General features: G+C 50.7%; 25 protein-coding genes. 11 read left to right on the top strand and 14 right to left on the bottom strand.

Going from position 1 to position 25,137, the window contains the following annotated elements; all coding sequences use genetic code 11:
* Positions 1-559: 559 nt before the first annotated feature.
* Both IG82_RS0102390 and IG82_RS0102385 read left to right on the top strand, forming a co-directional pair.
* Entirely contained in the window at positions 560-1,852 is a 1,293-nt protein-coding gene (locus IG82_RS0102390) for an APC family permease (RefSeq protein WP_031934043.1), read from the top strand.
* Positions 1,834-2,913, top strand: coding sequence for an aspartate-semialdehyde dehydrogenase (locus IG82_RS0102385; RefSeq protein ID WP_031934042.1), 1,080 nt, complete (start codon positions 1,834-1,836; stop codon positions 2,911-2,913). The genes IG82_RS0102390 and IG82_RS0102385 overlap by 19 nt, the downstream gene beginning before the upstream one ends.
* A 15-nt stretch (positions 2,914-2,928) precedes the next feature.
* On the opposite strand, the gene IG82_RS0102380 is transcribed toward IG82_RS0102385, so the two are convergent.
* The 4 genes from IG82_RS0102380 to IG82_RS0102365 form a co-directional block, all read right to left on the bottom strand.
* On the bottom strand, positions 2,929-3,777 hold the full coding sequence (locus IG82_RS0102380) for a hypothetical protein (RefSeq protein ID WP_156095325.1): 849 nt from the start codon (positions 3,775-3,777) through the stop codon (positions 2,929-2,931).
* A 278-nt stretch (positions 3,778-4,055) separates the two neighbouring features.
* Positions 4,056-4,373, bottom strand: a complete 318-nt coding sequence (locus IG82_RS0102375) for a flagellar hook-basal body complex protein FliE (RefSeq protein ID WP_031934040.1) — start codon at positions 4,371-4,373, stop codon at positions 4,056-4,058.
* On the bottom strand, positions 4,370-4,801 hold the full coding sequence (locus IG82_RS0102370; RefSeq protein WP_052545614.1) for a flagellar basal body rod protein FlgC: 432 nt from the start codon (positions 4,799-4,801) through the stop codon (positions 4,370-4,372). The genes IG82_RS0102375 and IG82_RS0102370 overlap by 4 nt, the downstream gene beginning before the upstream one ends.
* Positions 4,802-4,807: 6 nt before the next feature.
* The gene (locus IG82_RS0102365; RefSeq protein WP_156095324.1) at positions 4,808-5,179 is read right to left on the bottom strand and encodes a hypothetical protein; all 372 of its coding nucleotides are present in this window, start codon (positions 5,177-5,179) and stop codon (positions 4,808-4,810) included.
* A gap of 119 nt (positions 5,180-5,298) precedes the next feature.
* Between IG82_RS0102365 and IG82_RS0102360 the strand changes: the two genes are divergently transcribed.
* From IG82_RS0102360 to alaS, 6 genes are read left to right on the top strand one after another with little or no spacing between them, the layout of a single operon-like run.
* Positions 5,299-5,592, top strand: coding sequence for a hypothetical protein (locus IG82_RS0102360; RefSeq protein ID WP_031934037.1), 294 nt, complete (start codon positions 5,299-5,301; stop codon positions 5,590-5,592).
* Positions 5,593-5,594: 2 nt separating this feature from the next.
* Positions 5,595-5,909, top strand: a complete 315-nt coding sequence (locus tag IG82_RS0102355; protein ID WP_135957991.1) for a hypothetical protein — start codon at positions 5,595-5,597, stop codon at positions 5,907-5,909.
* Positions 5,906-6,655, top strand: coding sequence for a flagellar type III secretion system pore protein FliP (gene fliP, locus IG82_RS0102350; protein WP_031934035.1), 750 nt, complete (start codon positions 5,906-5,908; stop codon positions 6,653-6,655). Before IG82_RS0102355 ends, fliP begins: the two co-directional genes overlap by 4 nt.
* A gap of 26 nt (positions 6,656-6,681) precedes the next feature.
* Complete coding sequence (locus tag IG82_RS0102345) at positions 6,682-7,470, top strand: TatD family hydrolase (RefSeq protein ID WP_031934034.1); 789 nt, start codon at positions 6,682-6,684, stop codon at positions 7,468-7,470.
* On the top strand, positions 7,461-8,243 hold the full coding sequence (locus IG82_RS0102340) for an MBL fold metallo-hydrolase (protein WP_031934033.1): 783 nt from the start codon (positions 7,461-7,463) through the stop codon (positions 8,241-8,243). Before IG82_RS0102345 ends, IG82_RS0102340 begins: the two co-directional genes overlap by 10 nt.
* A gap of 48 nt (positions 8,244-8,291) precedes the next feature.
* A complete protein-coding gene (gene alaS / locus IG82_RS0102335; RefSeq protein ID WP_031934032.1) occupies positions 8,292-10,934 on the top strand; it encodes an alanine--tRNA ligase in 2,643 nt (880 codons plus the stop codon).
* A 162-nt stretch (positions 10,935-11,096) separates the two neighbouring features.
* Here alaS and IG82_RS0102325 read toward each other — a convergent pair whose 3' ends face one another.
* Positions 11,097-12,080, bottom strand: coding sequence for a hypothetical protein (locus IG82_RS0102325; RefSeq protein ID WP_172642861.1), 984 nt, complete (start codon positions 12,078-12,080; stop codon positions 11,097-11,099).
* A 772-nt stretch (positions 12,081-12,852) separates the two neighbouring features.
* Here IG82_RS0102325 and IG82_RS07165 point away from each other — a divergent pair.
* Positions 12,853-12,999: a hypothetical protein gene (locus IG82_RS07165; RefSeq protein ID WP_156095323.1), complete on the top strand. Its 147-nt coding sequence runs from the start codon at positions 12,853-12,855 to the stop codon at positions 12,997-12,999.
* Between the two features lie 90 nt (positions 13,000-13,089).
* Here IG82_RS07165 and IG82_RS0102310 read toward each other — a convergent pair whose 3' ends face one another.
* The 7 genes from IG82_RS0102310 to rsmG all read right to left on the bottom strand — a co-directional run bounded on the left by IG82_RS0102310 (position 13,090) and on the right by rsmG (position 19,415).
* Positions 13,090-13,395 (bottom strand): hypothetical protein, encoded by a 306-nt coding sequence (locus IG82_RS0102310; RefSeq protein ID WP_031934028.1) that lies wholly within the window; start codon positions 13,393-13,395, stop codon positions 13,090-13,092.
* A gap of 358 nt (positions 13,396-13,753) precedes the next feature.
* The gene (gene murA / locus IG82_RS0102290; protein WP_031934027.1) at positions 13,754-15,064 is read right to left on the bottom strand and encodes a UDP-N-acetylglucosamine 1-carboxyvinyltransferase; all 1,311 of its coding nucleotides are present in this window, start codon (positions 15,062-15,064) and stop codon (positions 13,754-13,756) included.
* A gap of 9 nt (positions 15,065-15,073) precedes the next feature.
* Positions 15,074-15,640, bottom strand: a complete 567-nt coding sequence (gene dcd, locus IG82_RS0102285) for a dCTP deaminase (protein WP_031934026.1) — start codon at positions 15,638-15,640, stop codon at positions 15,074-15,076.
* An 87-nt stretch (positions 15,641-15,727) separates the two neighbouring features.
* On the bottom strand, positions 15,728-16,966 hold the full coding sequence (locus IG82_RS0102280) for a M48 family metalloprotease (RefSeq protein ID WP_172642860.1): 1,239 nt from the start codon (positions 16,964-16,966) through the stop codon (positions 15,728-15,730).
* 183 nt (positions 16,967-17,149) lie between these two features.
* Positions 17,150-18,049: a ParB/RepB/Spo0J family partition protein gene (locus IG82_RS0102275; RefSeq protein ID WP_052545613.1), complete on the bottom strand. Its 900-nt coding sequence runs from the start codon at positions 18,047-18,049 to the stop codon at positions 17,150-17,152.
* Complete coding sequence (locus tag IG82_RS0102270) at positions 18,046-18,819, bottom strand: ParA family protein (protein ID WP_031934023.1); 774 nt, start codon at positions 18,817-18,819, stop codon at positions 18,046-18,048. Before IG82_RS0102270 ends, IG82_RS0102275 begins: the two co-directional genes overlap by 4 nt.
* A complete protein-coding gene (rsmG, locus tag IG82_RS0102265) occupies positions 18,816-19,415 on the bottom strand; it encodes a 16S rRNA (guanine(527)-N(7))-methyltransferase RsmG (RefSeq protein ID WP_031934022.1) in 600 nt (199 codons plus the stop codon). The genes IG82_RS0102270 and rsmG overlap by 4 nt, the downstream gene beginning before the upstream one ends.
* Before the next feature lie 125 nt (positions 19,416-19,540).
* On the opposite strand from rsmG, the gene IG82_RS0102260 reads away from it, so the two are divergent.
* Positions 19,541-21,712, top strand: a complete 2,172-nt coding sequence (locus IG82_RS0102260) for a PAS-domain containing protein (RefSeq protein ID WP_031934021.1) — start codon at positions 19,541-19,543, stop codon at positions 21,710-21,712.
* Positions 21,713-21,768: 56 nt separating this feature from the next.
* On the opposite strand, the gene IG82_RS0102255 is transcribed toward IG82_RS0102260, so the two are convergent.
* Entirely contained in the window at positions 21,769-22,800 is a 1,032-nt protein-coding gene (locus IG82_RS0102255) for an NAD(P)/FAD-dependent oxidoreductase (protein WP_135957982.1), read from the bottom strand.
* 33 nt (positions 22,801-22,833) lie between these two features.
* Complete coding sequence (locus IG82_RS06600; protein ID WP_040333080.1) at positions 22,834-23,130, bottom strand: FYDLN acid domain-containing protein; 297 nt, start codon at positions 23,128-23,130, stop codon at positions 22,834-22,836.
* A 216-nt stretch (positions 23,131-23,346) separates the two neighbouring features.
* On the opposite strand from IG82_RS06600, the gene IG82_RS0102240 reads away from it, so the two are divergent.
* Positions 23,347-25,116 (top strand): 30S ribosomal protein S1, encoded by a 1,770-nt coding sequence (locus IG82_RS0102240; protein ID WP_052545612.1) that lies wholly within the window; start codon positions 23,347-23,349, stop codon positions 25,114-25,116.
* Positions 25,117-25,137 lie beyond the last annotated feature (21 nt).

Below are 25,137 nucleotides of genomic sequence, written 5' to 3'. Positions count from 1 at the left end.
TTTTTTGCAACGATCCTGACGCCGTGACCAAGCTTGTCCTCTCTCTTTCATCCCGAGGTCTACCTATAGAGGCGCATATTTCTTATTCGTCAAATTTTGACATATAGTAATATTCTCTAAATAGTTTTTGCTCTATAATAGACATTATAGGTGGGGTGATTTTTTGTGGGTGCGTGCGATGCGTGGATTGGGTTTTCTTTTTTTGCTGGTGTTTTGTGCCAACGCGTATGGACCACCTCTTTCCCAGATGGCGCGCACACAAAAAAGTGCGTCTGGACAATCCTACCAGCGGTGTATCGAAGCTTGTAATCAACAGATGAACCATGAAGTGTTTCATGATTCATTGAACCATCGTGATATGTTGAGAAGCGTGGAGTCACTAGAGAATCACAAGCAATATCATCAGTTTTCGCAAAATCGTTGTCATGATAGATGTGCTAAACGTTCTTTTCATGAATAGCGTGTCCTTACAAAGGGAAAAGCCACGTGCGAAAAGCTTGACACGGGTATAAATAGTGCCCATCCTGAGCCAGTGTTTTGCGGCAATAGAGGTGGGCGCGTGTCAAATTATAAAATGGGGTTTTGGGCTGTTTTGTCCTTTGTGGTGAGCAGCCAGGTCGGGTCGGGCGTTTTTCTTTTTCCCCATACCTTGGCGCCGTTTGGCACCCTGGGGCTTTTTGCGTGGGGCCTGGCGGGGGCAGGTGCTGTGTGTTTGGCGCTGGTGTTTGCAGGCTTGTGCCGTCTTTATCCCTTTACGGGCGGACCTCATGTCTATGTGACAAAGGGAGTGAACCGGCGGTGGGGGTTTTATGTGGCCTGGACATATTGGGTGTTGGCATGGCTGAGTTCAGCGCCGGTGTTGGGCAGCATTGCATCGGCCATGTGCACGCTGTTGGGGTTGCCCCATGATTTGTGGTTGATTCTCTTTTTTGAAACGGCCGTGCTTGTGGGGCTGACGGTGCTTAATCTTTACGGGGTTGAGGCATCGGGGACGTGGGAGCTGTGCCTGACGGTGATTAAGTTTTTTCCATTGGTGCTGTTTCCTTTGGCGGCTTTGTTTTTCTTTCAGGTGGATTTTCTCAAACCGTTCAATCCGACGCCGGAGCCGTGGTATAAAGTGTTAAACCATGCGGGGTTGATGATGTTGTGGGGGTTTTTGGGCCTTGAGGCCATTACGGCGCCTGCAGGGAGTGTGGATAATCCTGAGAAAACCTTACCCAAGGCCTTGGTATGGGGCACGTTGCTGGCCCTATGTTTGTATGTGCTGAACAGCGTTTCTGTGATGGGGCTTGTGCCGCGGCATGAGCTTTCGCAAGTGGTGATGCCTTATAGCTTGGCGTTGGAGCGCTTGTTAGGGGGCGGCTCGGGGCGCCTGATGGCCTTTTTTGTGATCGTTGTGTGTGTGGCGGCCATGAATGCGTGGATTTTGGCCATGGGTCAGGTGGCGAAGGGGGCGGCTGAAGATGGTTTCTTTCCTAAGATTTTTGCCCAAACCAACACCCGCGGCGTGCCGGTGTTTGGTATCATCATTTCCTCGTTCTTGCTGTTTGTGTGTTTGATCATGCTGTCGAGTCGTGATTTGGCCACGCAGGTGCGTTTTGTGATTGATGTGTCGGTGGTGTCAAGTGTGGGCATTTATGCGTTGTGCGTTTTTGTGTATTGGCGCAAAGTCAGTATGACCAAGTGGTCTCGCCGTTTGGTGGGTGTGGGTGGCACGGTTTTGTGTGCATGGATTTTGTGGGGTGCTGGCAGGAATATTATTCTTTACGCCTTGCTGCTGCCGGTGGCGGGCATTCCGTTTGACTATATGTGGGTGCGGAGGAAAGGGCCAGGGTGCGCGTTGTTGTCTTAGGCGCCACGGGGGCCGTTGGGCGTGGGATTCTGTCTATTTTGCATGAGCGAGCCTTTGCTAGCGCGCATGTGGTGGCCTTGGCGTCAGCCCGCTCAGCAGGGGACCATGTTTTCATGGGGGATCGCGCTCTTGAGGTGCGTAGCTGTGAAGGTTTTCTGTTTGAGGAGAATGACCTTGTCTTTTCAGCTGTAGACGAACAGGTTGCGCGCAGGGTTTTGCCTGATGCCCTTGAGCGAGGCGCACGCATCATTGATAAATCGGCGCTCTATCGCCAGCAGGCTCCTCTGGTGGTGCCCGAAGTGAATGGTGAGCTTTTGCAAAGGGCCGACACGCAAATTGTGTGTAGCCCCAATTGTGTGGTGATTCCTTTGGTGATGGCGTTGGCGCCGCTTCACAAGGCGTTGGGTGTGGTGCGCGTTGTGGTCTCGACCTATCAGTCTGTGTCGGGGGCAGGCAAGCAGGGCATGGATACCTTGCTTGCCGAAATGAGCGCTGTGATGAGGGAGCGCGCCTCTCAGGCAATAAAAAGTCAAGAAGCAACAAACGGGGAAGAGGGCTTCCAAAATGAGATAAGCCAGAAGGCGAAGGTGGAAAATCAGCGTGTAGTTAGTCCTTTTGACGCCCCCATTGCCTGCAATGTGCTGCCGCGCATCGGCGACGTGGATGATAGGGGCGTTTCAGGTGAAGAAGACAAGATTCAGCAAGAAACCCGCACCATTTTGGGCCGTCAGATTGAGGTGATAGCCACCTCTGTGCGTGTGCCTACGTTGGTGGGTCATGGCCTCTCGGTTGTGGTGGATGTGGGCAGACCCACCTCTTTGAAAGAGGCGCGTACATTGCTTGAAAAGGCTCCAGGTTGTGTGATGCCAGAGAACCCTTTTTCTGTGATGGAGGTGGCGGGTGAAGATAAGGTATTTTTGGGCCGGCTGCGTGTGCCTTCACCCAGCACCGTGGCGTTTTGGGCGGCGGCAGACAACCTCAGAAAAGGAGCCGCCCTTAATGCCGTGCAGATCGCCGAGGCTCTTTATGGATCAAAAGCTGTCGACAAGAAGATGTGGTGATAGGGCTGTTTTCTCTCAGCGTGGGCATTTTTTTTCACTTTTCTTTAACATCTTTTTAAGGCGTCGTTTCTCCACCACGTCCGCGTTATTGTAGGCGACATTCCATAACCCTTGGTGCGTTTCAATGAACGTATGGTCGGCATGTTGTTCCAGATAGGCGTGAATGGGTTTCATGATTTTTTTCCGTGTACTTCGTTTGTGAAATCCGCGGTTGTGATAATAACAGTGCTCTAAAGCACCGCCAGTGAGTGTTTGAGAGCGAAAATTATGCGTAAAAAAATCATAAGCCTTTTTGGGAAACAAGGTATGTAAGGGCTCGCCTTGTTCGTGGCTGTGAAAAATGCGTCCGGGCATGCGGATTCTTTTATATACTGCGCAAATATCCTGTTTTTTATGGCGAGATGATTGCTTGAGAGCGCTATGCAGCTTTCTTTTTTTGTTGGACGTGGCCTTAGCAATATGATCTTCGAGTTGGCTGACATGGGCTTTCACAAAATCATGGACATAAGGCCCCATAAGCTCTTCATGAATGACGTAAGAAAGCGCTTTTCGCACGTGAGGCACAGCATCACCCCTGCCGCCATCTTCCAGAAAAGTCACAATATGATAATTATAGGAACGAAGGTTCGTTAAGGTTGCCACTACCTCCTTTTTTTCCTTAAAGGTCAGCGGCTCTATGCGATCTAACAAATCTTGGGCGGTGAGGTTGTTCATCCTGAGAGGTTGGGTGACGGGTTGTGAGGGGGGGGGAGAAAGCATCCCAAGGGGGGGCTGAGGCCTCTGAATGTGATTGTGAGTGTGAGCTTGGTGAAGATGAAAGGTGACTGTAGTCAGGCAGGTCAAGATGCCGGTTATAGACAGCATACCCCTGGGTTGTCCCACCTGCGGCCATCCACAGCAAGACGAAAAAAGAAAAACAAGACATAAAATGGACAAACCTTTTTATTTTGACCTTATTTTTGTTTTTGATAGGCAAAAAGAAAGGGGTGTGGAGTATGGGGATGAAATATATAAATTATTTAAAATATATGTCGTATTCAATACTTCTGATGTTGACGACGATTCGTGTACCCCAGCATGGCTGGGGTTGTAGAGGGCAGCAAAAGGGGGAGCATAGGGTAGATTTGCCGTTCACCCAAGGGTTAGAGGTTGATGCGCATCACCTCTTGATAGGCCGCCACGGATGCGCGCAGAAGGGAAGAAAATTGTTGCACCATGGCGCGGGCGCTGACAACGTTGGTGGCCACATCTTGGGGGTCAGCCAGACCAGCTGCTGCCTGCTTTTCAAGATACTCCGCCTCACTCAGCATGTCGCGGGTTTGCTTGGCGGTGTTGCCCACAAGCTCAACAAAGGGGGTTGTCATGCTTGCGGCTGTATGACCAGCTTCAGGCACCGGCGTTAAGGATAAGTGTGAGACAACAGGGATAGGCGGAATGCCCACAGGCGGAGGGAGCGTCATACGTCTTGCTTCATCAAATTATGCACGCTTTGGAGCATGTGGGTGGTGAGGGCATAAAGCCGGGCACATCCTGCCGTGCCAAGGTTGGCGTCTTTAAAATCCATGGCCTCAAGGGGTTTGTTGATGTGCGGTGTTTTGACGAGCCCTTTGCTATCAGCTGCGGGGTGACCTGGCATATAGACCATGCGTGGAGGCGCCGGGTCATCAGAAATTTTCCGAATTTTGGGCATGACCACGTTAGAAAACGGCTGACTGTCAGCCTGGATTTCTACCATTTTGCGCACATAGGGTGACTCATCCGGCGTGCGCCCCACGCTTTCAGCGTTGGTAAAGTTTTGGGCGGCAATCAGGGCCCTTGTAGATTGGATCTGCATGCCGCGAGACAGCACGTGCCATGATTGATAAAGGGAGGGCAAAACAGACTGCATAAGCGATTAGGTCTTTTTCAGCACTTCAGACAGCATCTGGAGATTGGCATGATAAAAACGCACCATCTGTCCATGCCAGTTTGAGGATTGGTTGGCTTTTTCAAGCTCATGCCCATAGGCCACGGTGTTGCCTGTAAGCGAGGGAATGCCTGTCTTATCTTCTACAATATTCAGGTGCGGTGAAACGGGGTGCCCGTGCATATGCCCTTTTTGTGTGCATACAAGGTCCAGATCTTTCATGGCCTCATCAAATTGAAGCGGCAAGGTCATGCGGGCCTTATAGCGGGCGGTGTGCAGGTTGGCCATATTTTCTGACGTCACACGTAAAGAGCCAGTTTCGTGGTCCATGCGGGCGTTGATCATAGAAAAAACATTCATGATGGGCAGCGTTGTCAGAAGATGTTTGTGTTTTTCTGTACGCTAGATTGTTTTTCTTAAGAAGATGTAAAGTATTTTCCTGAAATTTATGGATAAATCTTTTTGTGAGGATACATGATATGGCTTCAGATGATTTATTGAAGACAATATTTGAGCATCAACTTTTATTGTCACAAGAAATGAAAAATCGCCTCAAAGCGCATATGAATGACACGCTCAAAATCCTTTTTGAAAAAAATGAGGCCTATCTTACCGAGCTTTTGGGGCAAGAGGTGGTATCCTCCGAAAATTTGGGAAAGTTGCAAGGGCTCTGGGAGGACCTGACAGAAGCCATTGGCAAAATCACCAAGGATCATTCAGGGGCCATCAATGTGGTGAACTCTCAACACAGCGTTGCCAAGCTCTATCAGTGACTATGGACGCAGTTATGCTGGATATACAAGAGTATTTTTCAGATCACGAGTTGCTCAAAATAGCTTTTGGACTTTTGGCTGTGTTTTTCCTGGCATGGTTTGTGCGCTTTTTCGTGCGGGATATGGGGTGGCCATCGTCACGAAAAAACACAGGCAAAATGACTCGTGTATTAGATGTGTGTCCGTTAGATGGAGATCGCAAAATTGTGCTTTTTTCGTGCCCCTTCAGTCAGGGCATGATTCTGATTTCACCCAAAGGGGATCATGTCACCCTCTTTGATGAACAAAAAGATTTTCCACCCGCCATGAAAAAATGATCATACCCTTCGTCCGTCTGCCAATAAAGATTCGTTCTCTTTTTTTCTTCGTTGTATCCCTGGTGATCACACAGCCTCTTTATGCCGAAAAACTGACCCTTAATTTAAATGAGGGTTCATTTTCTGCGCGTCTGCTGACGCTGATGGCTTTGTTGACGGTGTTGTCGTTGGCGCCGTCGATTTTGGTGATGGTAACCTCATTTACGCGCATTGTGGTGGTGCTCTCTTTATTGCGTCATGCCCTGGGATTGGGGCAGTCCCCCCCCACCAGTGTGCTGATCAGTTTGGGGCTTTTTCTTACGTTTTTTACCATGCACACCACCTTGGATGAGTCCTATCAGCAAGGTATTGCACCCTATTTAGCATCCAAAATTTCGGAAGAAAAAGCGCTTGAGCGTGCGTCTGAACCCTTCCGCACGTTTATGCTTAAACACGTGGGCAAAAGAGAGCTGGCGGCCTTTATGGATATGGGAAAAATACAAGAAATCAAAGAACCTCACGAAACGCCTTTTCGCATTTTGATTCCGGCTTTTATGTTGTCTGAGCTGAAGCGTGCCTTTGAGATTGGGTTTTTGATTTTTATTCCCTTTCTGGTGATTGATTTAGTGGTGGCATCAGTTGTGATGTCGATGGGCATGATGATGCTCCCGCCCATGATGTTGTCTTTGCCTTTTAAGGTGATTTTCTTTGTGTTGGCGGATGGGTGGACATTGCTTGCGGGCAGTCTGGTTCGCAGTTATAGTTGAAGCAATGTCACCAAATGGTCAACGCGATGCTTGTGGATTCTCACGCTCACTGGGATTTTGAAGAGTTTGAGCATGAGCACGACCTCTTGTGGGCGCGTGCCCGTGAGGCGGGCGTGGGAACGGTGCTCTCTATTGGCACCAAACCGCAAGGGTGGTCAAAGGTGCTGGCGCTTGCGGATACCTACCCCGACCTTTATGCCACCATCGGTGTGCACCCCTGTGATAGCAAGGATGTGGATCAAGAGGGGCTCACGCACACCCTGTGCGCGCAGGCGTCCCATAAAAAGGTGGTGGGCCTGGGGGAGACGGGGCTTGATTTTTTCCACACTCCCTTTGATGCTGCCCATCAAGAAGCGCTTTTTGCTTGTCATATGGAGGCGGGGCACACCCTGGATCTTCCCCTGGTGGTGCACACCCGTGATGCTGAGGAAGCCACGGCTGCCATGCTCAAAGAAGGGGTCAAGACGTGGGGGCTGCGTGCCGTGATCCATTGCTTTTCGGGCAGCTTGGCCTTTGCCAAAGCCTGTCTTGACTTGGGGTGCTATCTCTCTTTTTCTGGCATCCTTACTTTTAAAAAAGCCGAGGTGGTGCAAGAGGTGGCGCGCTATGCCCCCTTGGATCGTGTGTTGGTAGAAACCGATGCCCCCTTTCTTGCGCCGCACCCCCATCGGGGCAAGCGAAATGAATCTGCGTTTGTGCGTTATACGGCCGAAAAATTGGCTGAGCTTCGGGGCCTTTCTTTTGACGACGTTGCCCGCGCGACAACGGATAATTTTTTTACCCTCTTTGCGAAAGCATCACCGCCATGCACCTGAGGGTTTTGGGGTGTGGTTCATCGGCAGGAGTACCTTCTATTTTGGGAGACTGGCGGGCGTGCGATCCAGCTAATCCCAAAAATCGGCGCACGCGCACTTCGTTGGCCATTGAGTCACAAGAAGAAACGTGGCTGATAGACGCCGGGCCTGATCTGAAGGCGCAGCTGTTGCGGGAAGGGATTCAAAAGGTTCATGGTGTGTTTCTCACCCATGCCCATGCTGACCATGTGCTGGGGCTGAATGAAATCAAACCTATGGCTTATGCCCATGGACAAAACATTCCGCTTTATGGTGATGAGGTCACGCTGGATGTTGTGCGCCAAGCTTTTGGCTATTTGATTGATGATGGTCAAGGGGATACATGCCCGGCCTTTTATAAGCCTTTTTTTCAGCCCCACACGCTTCGGCCTTCTTTTACGTGGCAGGGGCAAACCGTGAAGACGTTTATGCAACATCATGGGGCAATTGAGTCGGTGGGCTATCATTTTGGTACGTGGGCGTATTCAACCGATGTGAAGCATCTTTCAGAAGAAGCCCTCACGCTTTTGAAAGGTGTGCGCTTGTGGTTTGTGGGCTGTTTAGACACCAAGGCCAGGGTGGGACACGCCGATTTAGCGCAAGTGCTGTCATGGATTTCTTACATCAAGCCTGAACTGGCCGTGCTGATTCACATGAGCTCTTTTTTAGATTATGACGCCCTGAAAAACCAATTGCCAGCAGGTGTGGTGCCCGCCTATGATGGGATGCAAATAGATGTGCGTCGCTTTACCTAAGGGGGGTAGCCCCATGAAGCGATGGTGTGTAAGAAGTTGGATTAAGTTATGCAAACGGCAGCGGTATTAAGACAGACCTTTTTAGATTTTTTCAAAACCTGCAATCATGCGATTGTGCCTTCTGTGCCGCTGGTCCCTCAAGACGATCCGTCGCTTTTGTTTGTCAATGCTGGCATGGTGCCGTTCAAGCGTGTTTTTATGGGGGATGAAACGCGCCCATTCACCAAAGCGGCCTCAGCACAAAAATGTGTGCGCGCCGGGGGAAAGCACAATGATCTGGATATGGTGGGCTACACCAAACGGCACCATACCTTTTTTGAAATGTTGGGTAATTTTTCCTTTGGTGATTATTTTAAGGAAGAGGCCATTGTCTATGCTTGGACATTTCTGACCCAAACGTTGGGGCTTGACCCAGCGCGCCTGTGGATCACCGTTTACCCCACCGACACAGAGGCACGCCGTCTTTGGCGCAAGGTGACGGGATTTACGGACGATCGCATTTTGTCGATTGAAGGGGATGATAATTTTTGGTCCATGGGCGAAACAGGGCCTTGCGGTCCGTGTACAGAGATTTTCTATGACCATGGCGCGCATCTGCCGGGGGGCTTACCTGGTACGGCAGACGAAGATGGCGGGCGCTTTGTAGAAATCTGGAATCTAGTGTTTATGCAATTTGACCAGAAAAAAGATGGCACGCAATCGCCTCTACCTCATCCTGGTGTGGACACGGGCATCGGGCTTGAGCGTCTCGCGGCCGTGATGCAAGGCACAGATGATAACTATGAAACCGACATTTTTCTTGCGCTCAAAAAGAAAATCTCTGACGTCTTGTCATACCCACAGACGCCTCAGCATCATGCCTCGTTCAACGTCATTGCTGACCATGTGCGGGCTGGGGCTTTTTTGATGGCTGATGGGGTGGTGCCCAGCATTGAAGGGCGCGGGTATGTGCTGCGGCGGATTCTCAGGCGCGCGATGCGGCATGGTACAACCTTGGGCGCGCGCACGCCTTTTTTGGCCGATGTGTTCCCCGCCCTTGTCAGTACCATGGGGGCAAGTCATGGTGAGTTAGCGCAAGCTTCTTCCTTCATTACCACAACGCTTACCTCTGAGGAAAAAGGGTTTGCCGAAACGCTGGATCGGGGTGAAGGGGTGTTTCAGAAAAAAATAGCCGACCTTGCGCCCGGTGGCACGCTCAAAGGTGAGGATGCTTTTTTGCTTTATGATACCTATGGATTACCGGTGGATGTGTTAGAAGATTTGTTGGCGGAAAAACAGCTGACTTTCGACCGTCAGGGGTTTGATGAGGCTCTGTCTGCGCAGAAAAAACGTGCCCGTTTGGGGCAACGCTTTACAGTGGCATCCTCAGAAGGTGTGTATACCGAGCTTCAAAAAGCTTTACCCCCTTCTGCGTTTGTGGGGCATGATGCCCCCGCCCATGAGGCTACGCTGCGAGCCATTGTGGTGGACGGACAACGCGTAGATGAGGTGGCTGAAGGGCAAGCGGCCCAGCTTGTATTTGATGCCACCCCTTTTTATGGTGAAGCCGGTGGCCAGCAGGGCGATTGTGGCACCCTTGAAGGAGAGGAAGGCGGGCGCGCGGAAGTCGTGGACACCCAGGTCGCCCACGACCTTATCTTGCATCATGCCCGCATGGTGTCAGGAAGATTTCGTGTGGGGCAACGTGTACGCTTGGTTGTGGATGAGAGCCGGCGCCAGGCTTTGGCGGTTCACCACTCTGCCACCCATCTTTTGCATGCAGCGCTGCGACGCGTGTTGGGCGATCACGTCATTCAAAAAGGGTCATTGGTGACGCCTAGCCGTCTACGTTTTGATTTCAGCCATCAAGGGGCCTTAACGCCCGATCAGTGCATGCGTATTGAAGCCATGGTGAATGCCCACATTCGTGAAGCCAAGGTTGTGCACACCCACATCATGACGCCTGAGGCCGCACGGGAAGGTGGGGCCATGGCTCTTTTTGGAGAGCGTTATGGGGACCAGGTGCGCGTGGTTTCCATGGGGGACGAAGCCCTCCCTTTTTCAAAAGAGCTGTGTGGTGGCACCCACGTGTGCAACACAGGTGAGCTTGGGTTTTTTAAAATTGTGTCTCAATCAGGGGTGGCCAAAGGCGTGCGTCGTATTGAAGCCTGCGCCGCTGAGGCTGCCGAGGACTATGTGCGCCACCTTGATCAGGTGTTGGGTCAAGCCAAAACCCTGCTTGGGGCCTCGCTTGAGACCTTGACAGATAAGATTGATGCAGTGCTGCAGGAGAAGAAAGCTCTGGGCTTGCGCGCCAAGCAAGGGCCACAAACCTCCGCCACCGATATCAAAGAGGCCACCGCCACAACGCCTTCAGGGATTTTCCTGTGTGTGCGCCATTGTCCAGGCATGTCTATGGATGATCTGCGCGTTATGGTGGACAAGCTGCGTGATCAAAACCCCGTGTCTGTGTTGGTGATGCTCGCGCCCCAAGGCGGGAAGACGTCTGTGGTGTTGGGCGTACAAGGGGCGCTCTTGGACGCACCTTCTTTGCTGAAAACCGTGTTCACATCCTTTGATGGACGTGGGGGCGGGAAAGCTTCATTGGCCCAAGGTGCTTGTGTGGGAGAACCGTCTTCAGATGAGGTGCTCAAAGCCCTGAAAGACACACTGTCCAGCATGCATGAACCCGAAGGTGAGGGTGTGCTGTGAACGGTATAGAATCTTCTTTTGTAGGCTTTTTTGGGCGGGGGCATGATAAACGCACTGTGATGATGCAGCCTTTTCACAAGGTTATGGCTGTTGTTTAAGGGCTCGGTTTTAAGGCTTTCAGACGCCAGCGAAGGGGTGCTGGATCTATTGGGTTCTGCAGAGCTAAAGTTTTTTGGGCGGGGGCATGATCAACGCACTGTGATGATGCAGTCTTTTCACAAGGTTATGGCTGTCGCCTAAGGGGTCGGTTTTAAGGCTTTCAGACGTCAGCGAAGAGGTGCTGGATCTACTGGGTTCTGCAGAGCTAAAGGAAGGGATGGATTCAAGAGAGTTATCAAGCAAACTGTCAAAAGAAGTTTCAGATGTGTCAGGTGGTGGGTCTTGGGTTGTAGGAGGTGGTGGTTGTCTGTAGGAAGTGGAGGGGCCAGGCATCGGGCTTGGAAAAGGGGCTGAACCAGGGAAGGGCGCGTCGTGGAGAAAGGGCTCATCTGACTGATGGCGGTGCAAGCTGAGGATGGCCTGCTGAAGGGTATCAAGATTTTGGCGATGAAAATACTGCGCCTGCTCAAGCAGGTCCAATTTTTCACGATGAAAACACCATGCCTTCATATAAAGAGGCAACAAAAGTCGGGGGGCAGCTGTTGTGTGCAACTGATCGGAAAGGTCTTCTGGGGCCAAAAGTATAGGTGTGGGCTGAGGTCGATAAACAGAGGGCACATAGGAAATGAAGGGCGGCGTCTGCGGCGCTTCAGCCAAAGCTTCTTCTTCGTCTAAAGGGCTGCGCGCGCGTGCCGGCTCTGAAGGGTTAAGAGGCAAGGCTTCTTCAGGAGGGTTGTCTGGCCAGGGGCTTGAGGGCCGATCCTTTTGGAGGGATAGAGTTTCTTGTGCTGGTGGCAGAAGCATAGAAAAGGACACTCTTTTGCGATAGAAGTTAGGTCTGGGACACGTGCTCCAATCAATATTACCTTCGCTTGACAAAGCATCATAAAGCCAGTCTACAAATAATGCCCCTTTTCTGGTGGCAGATTTGTTAGTTTCGAGCCACGCGTAAATCGTGCGGGATGCAATGCCCGTTTTTCTACTGATTTTTGATGCCGAGATCCCTTCTTCCTTCATTAAAGCAAGGCAAAGACTTCTTTTATCCATGGGTCCTGAGTTTTTCAGGGGTGTAGGCTCTTTTTTGGGAGAGATGGGTTGTTGGAGGGTATGAGCATCAGCGTCCCAGGTGGTATTAGTGACGGATGCACGTTTGCACTGGTGAGCCCCCGTGGCAAAAAGGGGCTTATGATGAAGCAGTGCACACAAAAACAGACCTATAACACCCCACATACAAACCTCCACATAACTTATGTTGTTATTTTTATATAAAATGTATATTTATTTTACTTTTTTCAAGTAAAAAAAGAAAAGCTAGGTAATTGAAAGCCTTTATTAGCCATTCATGTCTGAATCCTTTTGTTAAGAAGGCAGATATGGATGAGGAGAAGAGAGGGGCCCAGAAAAAAGAGGGAATGAGGCGTGCAAGCACGCACAAAGTGTCAGGGGTGCAAAAACAGCTCTTTCAGTTGAATGTCAAAAAATACTGTCCCTGTCAGGAGAAAGGACGCCTTTCGTGTGCTGGTTGTCTTAAAAAGACATGTGAAGCGGTTCCCAAGGCGGGCGTTTCGCTTGATCCATAAACACTTGTAGGTGCAGACCAAGGAGATCTTTCTGGTGAAACAAATGCTGCGAATGGCTGTGAAACCTGCATACTCTCCAGAGAATAGGTTAGGGAAGACATGTCACCACCCTGGCCACCGGAATAGGGAGGTGCAAAAGAGGGTGCAGGAAGATACCCGCCATTAGGCAGGGGTGCGCCGTTGTGTGTAAGGTTGAGAAGGGCTGAGATAAGAAGTGCTCTCATAAGGGGCATGGGGCCATGTGCATTCATGACCAGGTGCGCGTGGATAAGGTGAATGCCAGTTGGGCACTGCTACAGCAGAGGAGGCAACGCGTGTCTTACGACTGTGTGGTTGATGGCTTTGACCTTTCTTCTTCTTTTTCTTTTTTGCGCCGGGTTTGCTAGGGGTGGTTGAAAGGCGGTCCTCTCTCTCCTTCATTTTCTGTGCCGTGATAACGTCAGGATCAATTCGGGCAAGCGCCTCCTCCCTTTCCTTTACGTATTGCTCAAAAGAGGGGGTAGAAGGTGTTGTTGATGAGGAAAAGTTATCAGGGTGAAGCGTGGAGTCATATATAGGGAGCGGCCATTATCATCAAACCCTTGTATGGTCGGATTGTTCAATAAATCCTTGCGAGCGTTGTCATCCAAATGCTGAAGAGGCGCAGGCAGGGGAGGTGCTGAGGGTGCAAAGGCCCCTTGCTTGCAGGATGTATCATCATCACCACCATACATGGCAGGAAGAGCACTGTGTGTAAAAGGAAGGGAGGCCGACATCAGGGCAAGAAAAAAACGAAACGTCATCAAGTAAACCAATACAATAAAAAATATTCTTCACTGTGTCGGTTCTGTCAAAAAAAGCATTCATGACGGGCTAGTCTGTCTTCTTTATTGCTTTTTTTATGATTTTTGTGGTCTTGCGCACAAAAAGAGGTGTTAAAAAAAACGTTATTTGACAATGTTTGTGATGGATTGCGCTTTTGGGGGAGAAACGGATGTGGGTCAGACGTTTACGCAGAGGTTCTTGATTCAGGAGGCTTTATAAAATGTGAGGAATGTTGACCAGATAGCTGAGGAGGTCGCCTTTTATAAAAAATGTATCAGTGGTGGGATGTTCTTCTGCCATGCGTTCGTGATAAAGACTTTGCGCAGGCCGATGGTTTTATAATGCGTGGGAGGTGTCAGCTTTATGGGCGGGTAGTCCGCCGGATACGCGCCGAATATCAGCACCACAGCCTGCCAGCTTTTGCTCAAGATTATAATAGCCACGATCTAGGTGATAAAGACGTTGGATGATGCTTTCTCCCTGTGTGGCTAAGGCGGCCAGCACAAGACAGGCTGAAGCCCTGAGGTCAGTGGCCATGAGAGAGGCGTGGGTGAGTTTTTCCCGGCCTTCAATGTGGACAATGTGGTTTTTGACAGAGAGTTTCGCGCCCATACGCAACAGCTCAGCCACGTGCATCAAACGGTTTTCAAAAATCGTTTCTTGAATCTGGCTTTGTCCGTTGACAAGGGTGAGCAGTGCCATGGTTTGCGCCTGCAGGTCGGTGGGAAAGCCCGGATAAGGCGCCGTTTGAATATTCACCCCCTGCATGTCGCCCGGTGGGGGGCTATTGACGCGCACGTGATTGTCTTGCTCGTCAAAAACAACACCCATGCTTTGAAGCAGGGAGACAAACGTTGGCAGCAAGTCAAGGGTGGTGTTGTCAAGATATACATCGCCGCCCGTGATGGTGGCCGCCAGGATGTAGGTGCCGGTTTCAATGCGGTCAGGAAGCACCGTGTGTGTGGCGCCATGGAGACTGGATGTGCCGGTGATGGTAAGGGTGCGTGTGCCCAAGCCCTCGATGGTGGCACCCATAGAGATCAGGCAGGTGGCCAGATCTGTGATTTCAGGCTCTGTGGCAGCGTTGTGAATGGTGGTGCCTCCGCGAGCCAAGGTTGCCGCCATCAGCAAATTGGCTGTCCCCGTGACGGAAACGGAAGGAAAGGTGTAAACGCCGCCGCGCAGTCCGCCCTGGGGTGCGCGCGCATGAATATAACCGTCTTCTAAGGTGATCAACGCCCCCAGGCTTTGAAGCGCATCAATGTGAAGATTAACGGGCCTCAAGCCAATGGCACATCCCCCGGGCAAAGAAACATGGGCATGCCCGTGGCGTGCAAGCAGAGGTCCCAAAACCAAAATCGACGCACGCATCTTACGCACAATGTCATAGGGTGCTTTCTCTGTTTGGATGACAGACGCGCACAAAGCAATCTTTTTGTGATTTGGATGATAGTGGGCATCCACGCCTAGGTGTTGAAGTAAACGCATCATGGTGAAGGTGTCGGCCAGCGGAGGCGCATTGTGCAAATGAAGCGGATCGGTTGTCAGCAACGAGGCCGTCATAAGAGGGAGAAGCGCATTTTTGGCGCCGTCAATGGCAACGCGCCCGCACAACGCATGCCCCCCTGAAATAACCAGTCTATCCAAAATATCGTCCTATTTCATATTCTGCACAAAAGGCAACACAACCGAGGCAGGCTGGTTCATATATTTGCCGGCGCGGTCTTTATAAGAAACCTCACACACCTCATTGGCTTTGAGAAACAAAAACTGACACGCGCCTTCAAACGAATAGATCTTGGCCGGCAAGGGGGTGGTGTTTGAGAATTCTAAGGTCACGTGCCCCTCCCATTCGGGCTCTAAGGGCGTGACATTCACAATAATGCCGCAACGGGCATAAGTGGACTTGCCCAAACACACCACCAGCACATCACGGGGAATCTTAAAACGCTCTACCGTGTGGCCGAGGGCAAAACTGTTGGGAGGAATGATACACTCAGGCCCCTTGTGCGTGACAAAGCTGGTGGTGTCAAAATGTTTGGGGTCTACAAGGGTGTGATTGGTGTTGGTAAAAATGCGATACTCATCCCCCACACGGGCATCATAGCCATAGGAGGACAATCCATAAGACACCGTGCCGTCACGGGCTTGTCGATCAGCAAACGGAGAGATCATGCCCTCCAGCGCCGCCTCTCGAATCCAACGGTCATTGAGAACAGACATGAGAAAACGTCCAAAGAAAACCTGTGCACCATCATACGGCACTTTTTTTAAAAAAGAAATGTCTCTGGCAAAAAAGCGCGGCCTCACTTAGGTGATGCGGGCTGCATAGGCAATGGCCTGATCTAAATCTTTGAGGTGCACAAACATGGGGTCCTTGGGTTTGATCACGCACTTGGCTTTGGTCAAACATGCTTTGGCTCTCTTGATATCACCCAGGCGCACATAATGTTCTGTGAGATAGATAAGTGCTTCGCCCTCATGGTGTTTTCTTGACGCCAGAATGCTCAAATAATACCAAGGTTCAGCATTGAAGGGCTCAAGGTAAATGGCTTGTCGCAACAGCCCCTCCACCGGCGCATCGCAAGAGGGCATCTGCAGGCAAATGCGGGCTTTGAGAATATAAAGACTGGCATGGGGCCTTTTGATGTGCGTCAGTGCGTCATTGATGGCTTTTAAGGCGTCGTTGTGTTGACCTTGCTCAAAATAGATTTGAGCGCGAAATTCTGAAATATAAGGCGAGTGATCTGTCTGTTTCAGGTGATCAAGGTTGTGAAGCGCCTGGTTGAATCTGCCTTGCCGGTAATCTGCGATGGCGAGGGCATAATATTTGAAGGGTGATTTTTTTACAAAAGCATCTTTACGCACCGCGTCTGGTTTGTTTTGGTAGGCAAAAATTTTGACCTTCAGCCGATCAAAGCTTTGTTGAAAGCGTGGGGGGAGGTGATGTTCGCTCTGGTTGGCTTTTTGGGCCATACGAATACGCTCAGGCCCCGAAGGGTGGGTTTGCATATAATTGCGTTGGGGGCTATAAAGCAGCGCATTCAGATCTTCAATTTTTTGAAACAATGTGATGGTGCCGGTGGTGGGCCAACCCAACTGATTGAGCAGATTAAATGAAATGATGTCTGCCTGCATTTCTTGATCCCGCGTGAAGGACAAGAGGCTGTCGGTGGCCACACTCTGACCCACACCTGCGCCTAAAAGAAGCCCGGCAGGATTTTGCGTCAAGATTGACAAGAGTGCGCCTAGCCCCACCGACACAAGATAAGGGGTGGTGGCTTTTTTAAAGGCTTCTAGGCGCCCTAAGATATGCCGTCCTTTCACGTGGCCCGTTTCGTGCGCCAACACCGAAATCAGCTCTTCCGCTCGTGTGCACCGCAAAATTAGCCCAGTGTTCACCAAGATGAGTGGCCCTGGCGCTGACAGCGCATTGATGGTGGGATCAATCACCAAAAACATACGGACAGTGGCAGGGTTCAGGCCTGCTTTGATGAGGATGGGGTCGAGATAGCTGCGTAGGATGTCTTCTATCTCACAATCACGCACAAGAGAGCCTTTTTGGAAGTGCACGGGTGCTGAGATACACGGTGCGTGCCAGCACAAAAAAAGGAAGAGCATCAGCCAGAACGCGCGCGCGTATACCCAAAGAGAGTGTGCAGGGCGAAGGGAGGTGTTGGGAGCGGACGTCTTAACCATGGCCTCATAAAAACGATAAAAAGAAGCGTCCCCTCATGCAGAAGTTGAGGGTGGGCGGGTAAAAGCGGCGGTGAGTTTTTGAAAAATCATGTCCAGATCGCGCGGATTGTTAAAATGCATTTGAATAAAACCGCCATGCTTTTTCAACTTCACAGCAATATCAAGCCCCGTCATTTCTTTGAGTTGATGGCTTAAGGCTTCTTCTTCTGGATGTGTCAGGGGAGATGCACTGGGTTTGAGGTCATGGGTGCCCGTTTTTTTGATCTGGCTTGCGGCTTGCTCTGTTTGGCGCACACTCCACCCTTGGTGGATCGCTTTTTCCGCCAACCCCTCAGCCCCGTCAAGTCCCACCAAGGCGCGCCCGTGACCAGCAGAAAGCTCACCCTTGTTAATGCATTCTTGTACTGACAGGGGGAGTTTAAGCAAACGCAACATGTTGGTGAGGTGGGTGCGACTTTTGCCCACTTTTTCTGACAACATGTCTTGCGTATACTCAAGGTCACGAATCAACTTGTCATAGCCCCGGGCTTCCTCAATGGGGGAGAGATCTGCACGTTGTACATTTTCAAGCAGGCTGATCTCTAACGCATCTTTTTCAGAAATGTCTAAGAGGCGGCAAGGAACTTCTTTAAGGCCGGCGATGTGGGCAGCCCGCAGGCGCCGCTCACCTGAGATGAGCTCCACATCATTCTGCTCGCCATAGCGCGCAATGACAGGGTGCAAAATGCCTTGAGATTTGATAGAAGCGGCCAATTCTGCCAAGGCAGCTTCATCAAAAGCCCGCCTGGGTTGGTATTTGCCCATCACAAACTGTTCAGGGTTGAAGTACGTAATCTCGTTGCCAAGGGGGCGGTTGCTTTCATAGGTGTGGTCAAGTAGGGCGGATAAGCCTTGCCCCAATGTCTTACGCCGCTGCGTTGTGGGATGTGTCATGGTGCGCACCTTTCACGTTGAATAAACTCTTGCGCCAGAGAAAGATAGGCCTTGGATCCTGAGCAGTGCATATCATATAACAGGGCGGGTTTTCCAAAAGATGGGGCTTCGGAAACGCGGATATTTCTGGGCACAAGGGTTTTGTACACTTTATGACCAAGATGCTCTTGTGTATCAAGCGCCACTTGCTGATTGAGAAGGCTGCGTTTTTGATACATGGTCAGCACAATGCCCTGAATATCAAGCCTGGGGTTAATGCGCGCACGAATCCGTTCAATGCTTTTCAAAAGGTGCGACAAGCCTTCAAGGGCATAAAACTCACACTGAAGTGGAATCAGCACCTTATGGGCGCAGGCCAGCGCATTGAGCGTCAACAAGCCTAGGGATGGGGGACAATCAATAAAAATGAAATCGTAATCATCCGCAATAGGTTGCACCGCCTTTTTGAGGCGTTCATGGCGATCTTGAAGTGCCACCAGCTCTACTTCTGCCGCAGCTAAATCAGGCACAGCCGGTAACAAGGAAAGGGAGGGTACTTCGGTGGGATGAATGGCTTGTTCAATGGTTTCAGGGGACCACAGAGAAGAGTAGCTATTGTGTTCACGACGATCGGACGAAAGACCAAGCCCTGTGCTGGCATTGCCTTGGGGATCAAAATCAATCAATAGAATCCGTTTTTTTGTAGCCGCCAACGCAGTGGCAAGGTTGACAGCCGTTGTCGTTTTGCCGACACCACCTTTCTGGTTGGCAAGCGCGATGATGGTGCTCATGACGCGATCCTTATGCGAGACAAGTGCAAAATACGGGATTTAGCATGCGTCAAACTGGGGTGATCTGCAAGATCAAAATGCCAACCCTGCTGCGCATCGGCCACTTCTTTTGACCACGATGCCCCCTTAAGACAGAGATAATGGGTTTCCTCCCTCAGGTGTCGCTTTAACAGGGGCAGGGCGTTAGGTAAGGGACGAAAGGCCCGGCTGACAAAAACACTGTCCTCAGGGAGGGAGAGATGTTCGATGCGGTCATGATGAAGGGTGACGTGGTGAAGGCCTAGGTGGGCGCACGCTTTTTCTAAAAACAGTATGCGTTTTTCTCGGGGCTCCACAAGATGCACAGGGCGCGTTTCCATCATGGCCAGCACAATGCCGGGCAGCCCTGCGCCTGTGCCTATGTCCACAAGGGGAGAGGTGGGAGGTAGGTGGCGTGAAAGCTGAGCGCTGTCGATAATATGACGTGTGAAAAAAAAATCTTTGTTTGCCAGCTCGCCGGGAGCCACCAGGTTCATATGGGCGTTCCACTGATGGATGAGGATGATATAGCGTTCAAGCTGCGCATTAACAGAGGGAGAAAAAAAAGAAGATTTCATGAAAGGTAAAAAAACAGTTAAATTTTCTTGAAATTTATGAAAAAAGAAGGGTAGTCTTAAGGTTGCGGGAGACGTGCCTTAACAGTGTGCGGTCAGATTTGGCTCCAATCGAAGATAACACAATAATGAGTATCTTATCTGGTGTTTTTTTTCAGCCCTTGTGTTTATGGGTGGGGCGTCTTTTTTCGCTGCGTTTTTCTGCGGGTCACGGGCTTTGGTGTTGGTGTCATAAATCGGGGCGCATTCTGGCGGCGTCGCCTTCCTTTGTCCAAGCGTTCGGTTACGACCACGAGTTGGTGCTTTGGCACGTATTAGCCCCTCATGTTCATCATGAAGATGCCCTGGCACGTATCAAGGGCCATGTGTCTCATTTTTTTGAACGCAAAAAAGGCTACCCTTCTTTATTAGAAGCTCTTCCCTTTCTTGTGTCGATCATGCCTCAAAAATGGTTACGTGCCTTTTTTGTGGTGATTGTTGAAAAAGATTTGCCCCAGCTTAAAGAAAAGAGGGCCATGCACATCGGGCATGGTGATGCGAACAAAGCACCTTTCTTGATGTTCCAGATCCATGTGCCTTCTCAAGAGGTCACCTATGGGAATGCTCTGTTTCAAGAATTACAAAAACAGACTGCCCTTGCTGTTGGGGGGGAGGGCCTTCCTTTTGGGCAAGATTTTCGGGTGTTTCTTGAGGGGGTGGTAAGCCAAGGCACGGCAGGCCGTCAAACGTGTGTACAGACGGTGCTTGCCCGCAAACGCGCCTTTGATGTATGCGCATTACCTGTGCAAGACAAGCATGTGTGGTGTTGGGCTTTTGAGATATCAGATCACCTTGATGCGCAAGAGCTGGCAGAAAAGCAAAAGCGCCATACAGAACGCTTGCTTAGAGCCCTGCCTATGGGTGTGGGCATTTTTGATACACAGCGGCGCCTTGTGTCCTTTAACAGTGCTTTTTCAGGCATGTTCCGTCTTGATGAGTCGTGGTTAAATGATCATCCCTTGTGGGAAGAGATTCTTGATTTGTTTAGAGAAAAGCGTCTTCTTCCTGAAGTGTTGGATTTTGCATCCTATAAAGAACAGTTTTTCCCGCTCTTTTCTGTGATGGAGCGTCCCCCTCATGAAGAGTTTATTCACCTCCCCAATGAGGGCATTGTGCGCATGGTGCTCACCCCCCATCCTTTTTCTGGTTGTCTCGTCTTTTTTGAAGATGTCACAGAAAGGCTGCGTCTTAAGCGTCGTCGTAATGAGTTGTCGACGTTGCTAGAGTCTGTGGTCAATCAATCAGAGGAGGGTGTGCTCATTGTGCTGGCAGACCAGCGGGTTTTTTTGCTTAACCATGCGCTGCAATCGTTGTGGTTTTTAGGTGCTGAGGCACGGTCACTTAAGGGGGAAAACATCTTCACCCTCTTTTCGCTTGTGCAGGACAAATTTTACTCCTATGCTCACAGGCGCTTTTATCGCAACATGCTGACCTCTTTTTTGGAAAAGCGGCTCACACAAACGGGGTTTATGCTGTGCAAAAAAAATCGTGTGATCAAGGTGTGTTATGCTCCCTTGCCTGATGGTGAGCATATGATCCGGTTTTCTGACGTGACGGCTCAGCTTGAAACCATTGAGTTAAAAAAGGAATCATCACGTCTTTTGGCACTTGAGCGCCTGATCTTCTCGGTGCGTCTTGATAATTTGATCAAATCTGTCGAGCACCAATCTGTGTATGAGCACGACCTTGTGCTGCAATCAGAAGCCCGGAAAGAAACAAAATGGGTGTCGTCACAGTTTTTGACAGATGCATTTAAAGATTTGCGTAAGATTTTCTCAGGAGATTTGGCCATTTTGCGAGACAGTTTTGGGTTTTCAGATATTCTCGATGAGGTGCTTTCCCTGTTTGATGGGCTGTTAACAGAAAAAAGGCTCCGTCTTCAAATGATGGGGGCTTTTGATGTGTGGTTTGTGATGAATCGGGCACTCTTTACCCAATTCTTGTGGCGCGCCTTGGGGTATATTTTTCAAGAGGCAGAGCCTGGAGCCTTGGTGACCTTGCGCATGACGCGTTCGGGGCGGGGTGTGTCTATGCACATATCTAGTCAGGTGGCCACCAAAGAAACGGACAGTTTATCGCAGCGTTTGGACACCTTTCGTCCGTGGGCTTTGGGTTTTGGGCTGTTGGCGCGCTTTGCGGCGCCCGTTAACTGTCGCTTGAACATCCATTCTTCTCATAAAGATCGTCTTTATTTTTCGTGCCACTTTTCAAAGCAGTCTGTGGAAGCGTTTACAACATCTGCCATGCAACGGGCAAGCTAGCCTTTTTTCTGTGAACGCATTCAAAAGAAGATTTGGTGTCTTTAGGATTGGTGTCTTTAGGACAATGTGGGGATGCCGCGCGTTGTGGAGTGACCAAAGGGCAACGCACCTTCTGGGTTCAGTTGGCGGTAAATGGCGGCGGCGGCTTGCCCAGCCTCGGCAAAGCCCGTAAGGATGAGGGTGCGTTTGTGTGGGTAGGAGGCAATGTCACCCACAGCATAAATGCCGTCTTGGTTGGTTTTGCACGTGGTGGGGTCAACGACAATCTTCTTCTTCTCAAGGGTGAGGTGCCAAGATTCAAGTGGGCCCAGTTGAGTTTTTAGGCCAAAAAAGGCCAGCAATACATCTGCCGGCAGCACCGTTTCTTCTCCTTGCAGCGATGTGATGGCGATGTGGGAAAGGGTGCCGAACTGGCTATCACCTTTGAGGCTGGCCAGTTGGTAAGGGGTAAAGAGGGTGATTTTTTTATCTGAGACGCACGTTTGGAGACGCTCAATGCTTTCAGGTGCCGCGCGCCACGTGTTACGCCTGTGGACCAAAGAGACAGACTGGGCATGTGCACACAAAGAAATGGCCCAATCCACGGCCGAGTCACCACCGCCGGCAATGACAACATGCTTGCCTGAGAATTGCTTAGGGTCGGTGACGGCATAAAAAACGCTGGTGCCTTCAAAGGCCTCAAGGTGATCCAGTGGAGGTTTGTGGGGCGCAAAGGCCCCGGCTCCAGCCGCAATGATGATGGCTTTGGCTGTGATCACCGTGCCGCGATCTGTGCGCACCTGCCACGCCTCTTGGTGCCTTGCCACAGAAAGTACTGTTTCTCCTAAGTGAAACGCGGGCCGAAAAGGCTGGGCCTGCGCCAACAGCTGCTGGATCAGGTCGGCGCCCGTGATGGTGGGAAAGCCGGGGATATCATAAATGGGTTTTTCCGGATACAGTTCTTGGCATTGACCACCGGCGTGGGGCAATGTGTCAATGACGCAGCAGCGCAGCTTCATCATACCGCAGGCAAAGACCGAAAACAGGCCAACAGGGCCTGCGCCAATGATGGCAACGTCACAAGAGGAAGCGTGATTCACATGATCCATACCCAGCAGTTTAGGAAAAAGTGAATCAAAAGGCTAGCTGTTCTCTTCGAGCGGCGTCCCTTCTTTTGAGGAAAAGTCTCTTAAATCAAGCCCATCATCAAGCTCGTTGGTGTCTTCAAGGGAAGGTTCGGGCTCAAAGAGATAATCCTTTGTCTCGAGGGCTTCTTCCTCTGATGTGGCGTCGTGGGGGGGGGCCTGAATGGTTCCCTTATCTGCCAAAAGGGAGACCGTCTGGCACTTGGGGCATACGGCGGGGACTTTATTCAAATCATAAAAACGTGTGTTACACGCTGAGCAGAAATGTTTTTGTCCGAGATGTGCATGTGTCATTGTGAAAACCTCAATCAATCAACCAAATAAAATCTAAAAAACCATCAAGCATGGGTCACAAATCATGTGTAAACCTTTTCTGCCTATGTTTTTCATTTCACATATGTTGTTTTTTTCAAAAAAAGGTTATGTTTGGGTAAATGCCTTTAAAAAGTTTGCGCATGGCCTGTCGGATGCGCGTTTGAAGGTGTTGTCTATATTCGGGCGAAGGAGCACATGAACACAGAACAGAAGAGTTTTTTGGCGTTGGACCAAGGAGAAGATTTTGGCGCGCTTTTGGATACATTTTTCCGAGGGCAAAAATCACTTGAGCGCTGTTTAGCCAAAGGGTATATCCGCGAGGTTGGAGATGAGGACGTGCGCGTCGATGTGCGTTCGGAAACAGATGCCTATATCTCTGAGGGGTACATTCCTCTCAAAGAGTTTAAAGGGCATGATGACCACCTTCCCAGCGTGGGTGATGTGGTGGACGTGTATATCGAGCGCTTTGAAGGGCGTGATGGTGAGATTGTCTTAAGCTATGAACGCGCAAAGCGTGAGGCAGCCTGGCGCGAGCTTGAGGAAAGCCATGAAAAGAACGAAATTGTGGAAGGTGTGATTTTTGGCCGTGTCCGGGGTGGCTTTACGGTGAATATCAAGGGCATTGTCGGGTTCTTGCCCGGCAGCCAGATCGACGTGCGCCCCGTGAAAGACCTGGCTCCGCTCATGGATGTGAAGCTTCAGTTCCGTTTGCTGAAGATGGATCGTTTGCGCAACAACATTGTGGTGTCTCGCCGGGCTGTGATGGAAGATTCACGCTCAGAGAGCCGCGCAGAGCTCTTTTCGCGCTTGCAGGAAGGCCAAATTGTGCGTGGTGAGGTTAAAAACATCACAGATTATGGTGCCTTCATTGATCTTGGGGGTGTGGATGGCTTGTTGCACATCACAGATATTTCGTGGCAACGCATTCAAAACCCGCGGGATGTGTTGAGTGTGGGGCAAGAGCTTGATGTGCGGATTATTCGCTTTAATCGGGAAACGGGCCGTGTGTCTTTGGGGCTTAAGCAGCTTAAGGAAGATCCGTGGGATCGTGTGGCTGAGAAATATCCCGTGGGCAGCCGCGTGAAAGGCCGCGTGACGAATGTGACCGATTATGGCGCGTTTGTGGAAATTGAATCGGGCATTGAAGGGTTGATCCACGTCTCTGAGATGAGTTGGAGCAAAAAATCCACCCAGCCCGCGCGTTTGCTATCAACCTCACAAGAGGTGGAAGTGGAAGTGCTCGAGCTTGATCAAGGCCGCAGGCGCTTGTCTTTAGGCATTAAGCAGTGCCAGCAAAACCCGTGGGAGGTGATTCAAAAAGACTTCCCCGTGGGCACGGTGCTGGAGCGCAAAGTCCGCGACATTACTGGTTTCGCCTTGTTTGTAGAAGTGTTTGGTGATGTGGACGGCATTGTGCACGCTGCCGATTTGTCGTGGGACAAAAGTGATGCAGATGCGTTGGCTGCCTATGCCAAGGGGGATCCTATTCGCGTGAAGGTGTTGCGCGTGGATCCTGAAAAAGAGCAGGTCGTTTTGGGCGTGAAACAGCTTTCGGATGACCCAGAATCTCAAAAGAGAAAATCTCTCCGCAAGGGGGACATCGTGACCTGTGTGATCACCAAGGTGGTGGACCAAGGCATTGAGGTTTCTTTTGGCGATGATGGGGTGACGGGCTTCATCCGCCGTGGTGACTTGTCGCGTGACCGCAGTGAGCAGCGGGCAGATCGTTTTGCTGTGGGTGAAAAGGTGGATGCGAAGATTATGTCTCTTGAGGCGGGTTCTTCGGTGTCCTTGTCCATTAAGGCCCGGGAGCTTGAAGAAGAGCGTGAGCTTATGAGCAAACACGGCTCGTCAGACAGCGGCGCTACGTTGCGTGAGATCTTGGGCGTGTCTGCAGGCTTGGCGGGTGAAGCCTCAAGCGAGACCAAGGATACCAAGGCATCTTCCCCCTCTCCTAAAAAGTAAGGCGTTGGCAGTAGAGAGCTT

The organism is Candidatus Hepatobacter penaei, from assembly GCF_000742475.1.
In the GTDB taxonomy this organism is placed as follows: domain Bacteria; phylum Pseudomonadota; class Alphaproteobacteria; order Holosporales; family Hepatobacteraceae; genus Hepatobacter; species Hepatobacter penaei.
Note: the sequence above shows the minus strand (reverse complement) of the source record. Positions and strands in the feature narration are given on the sequence as shown.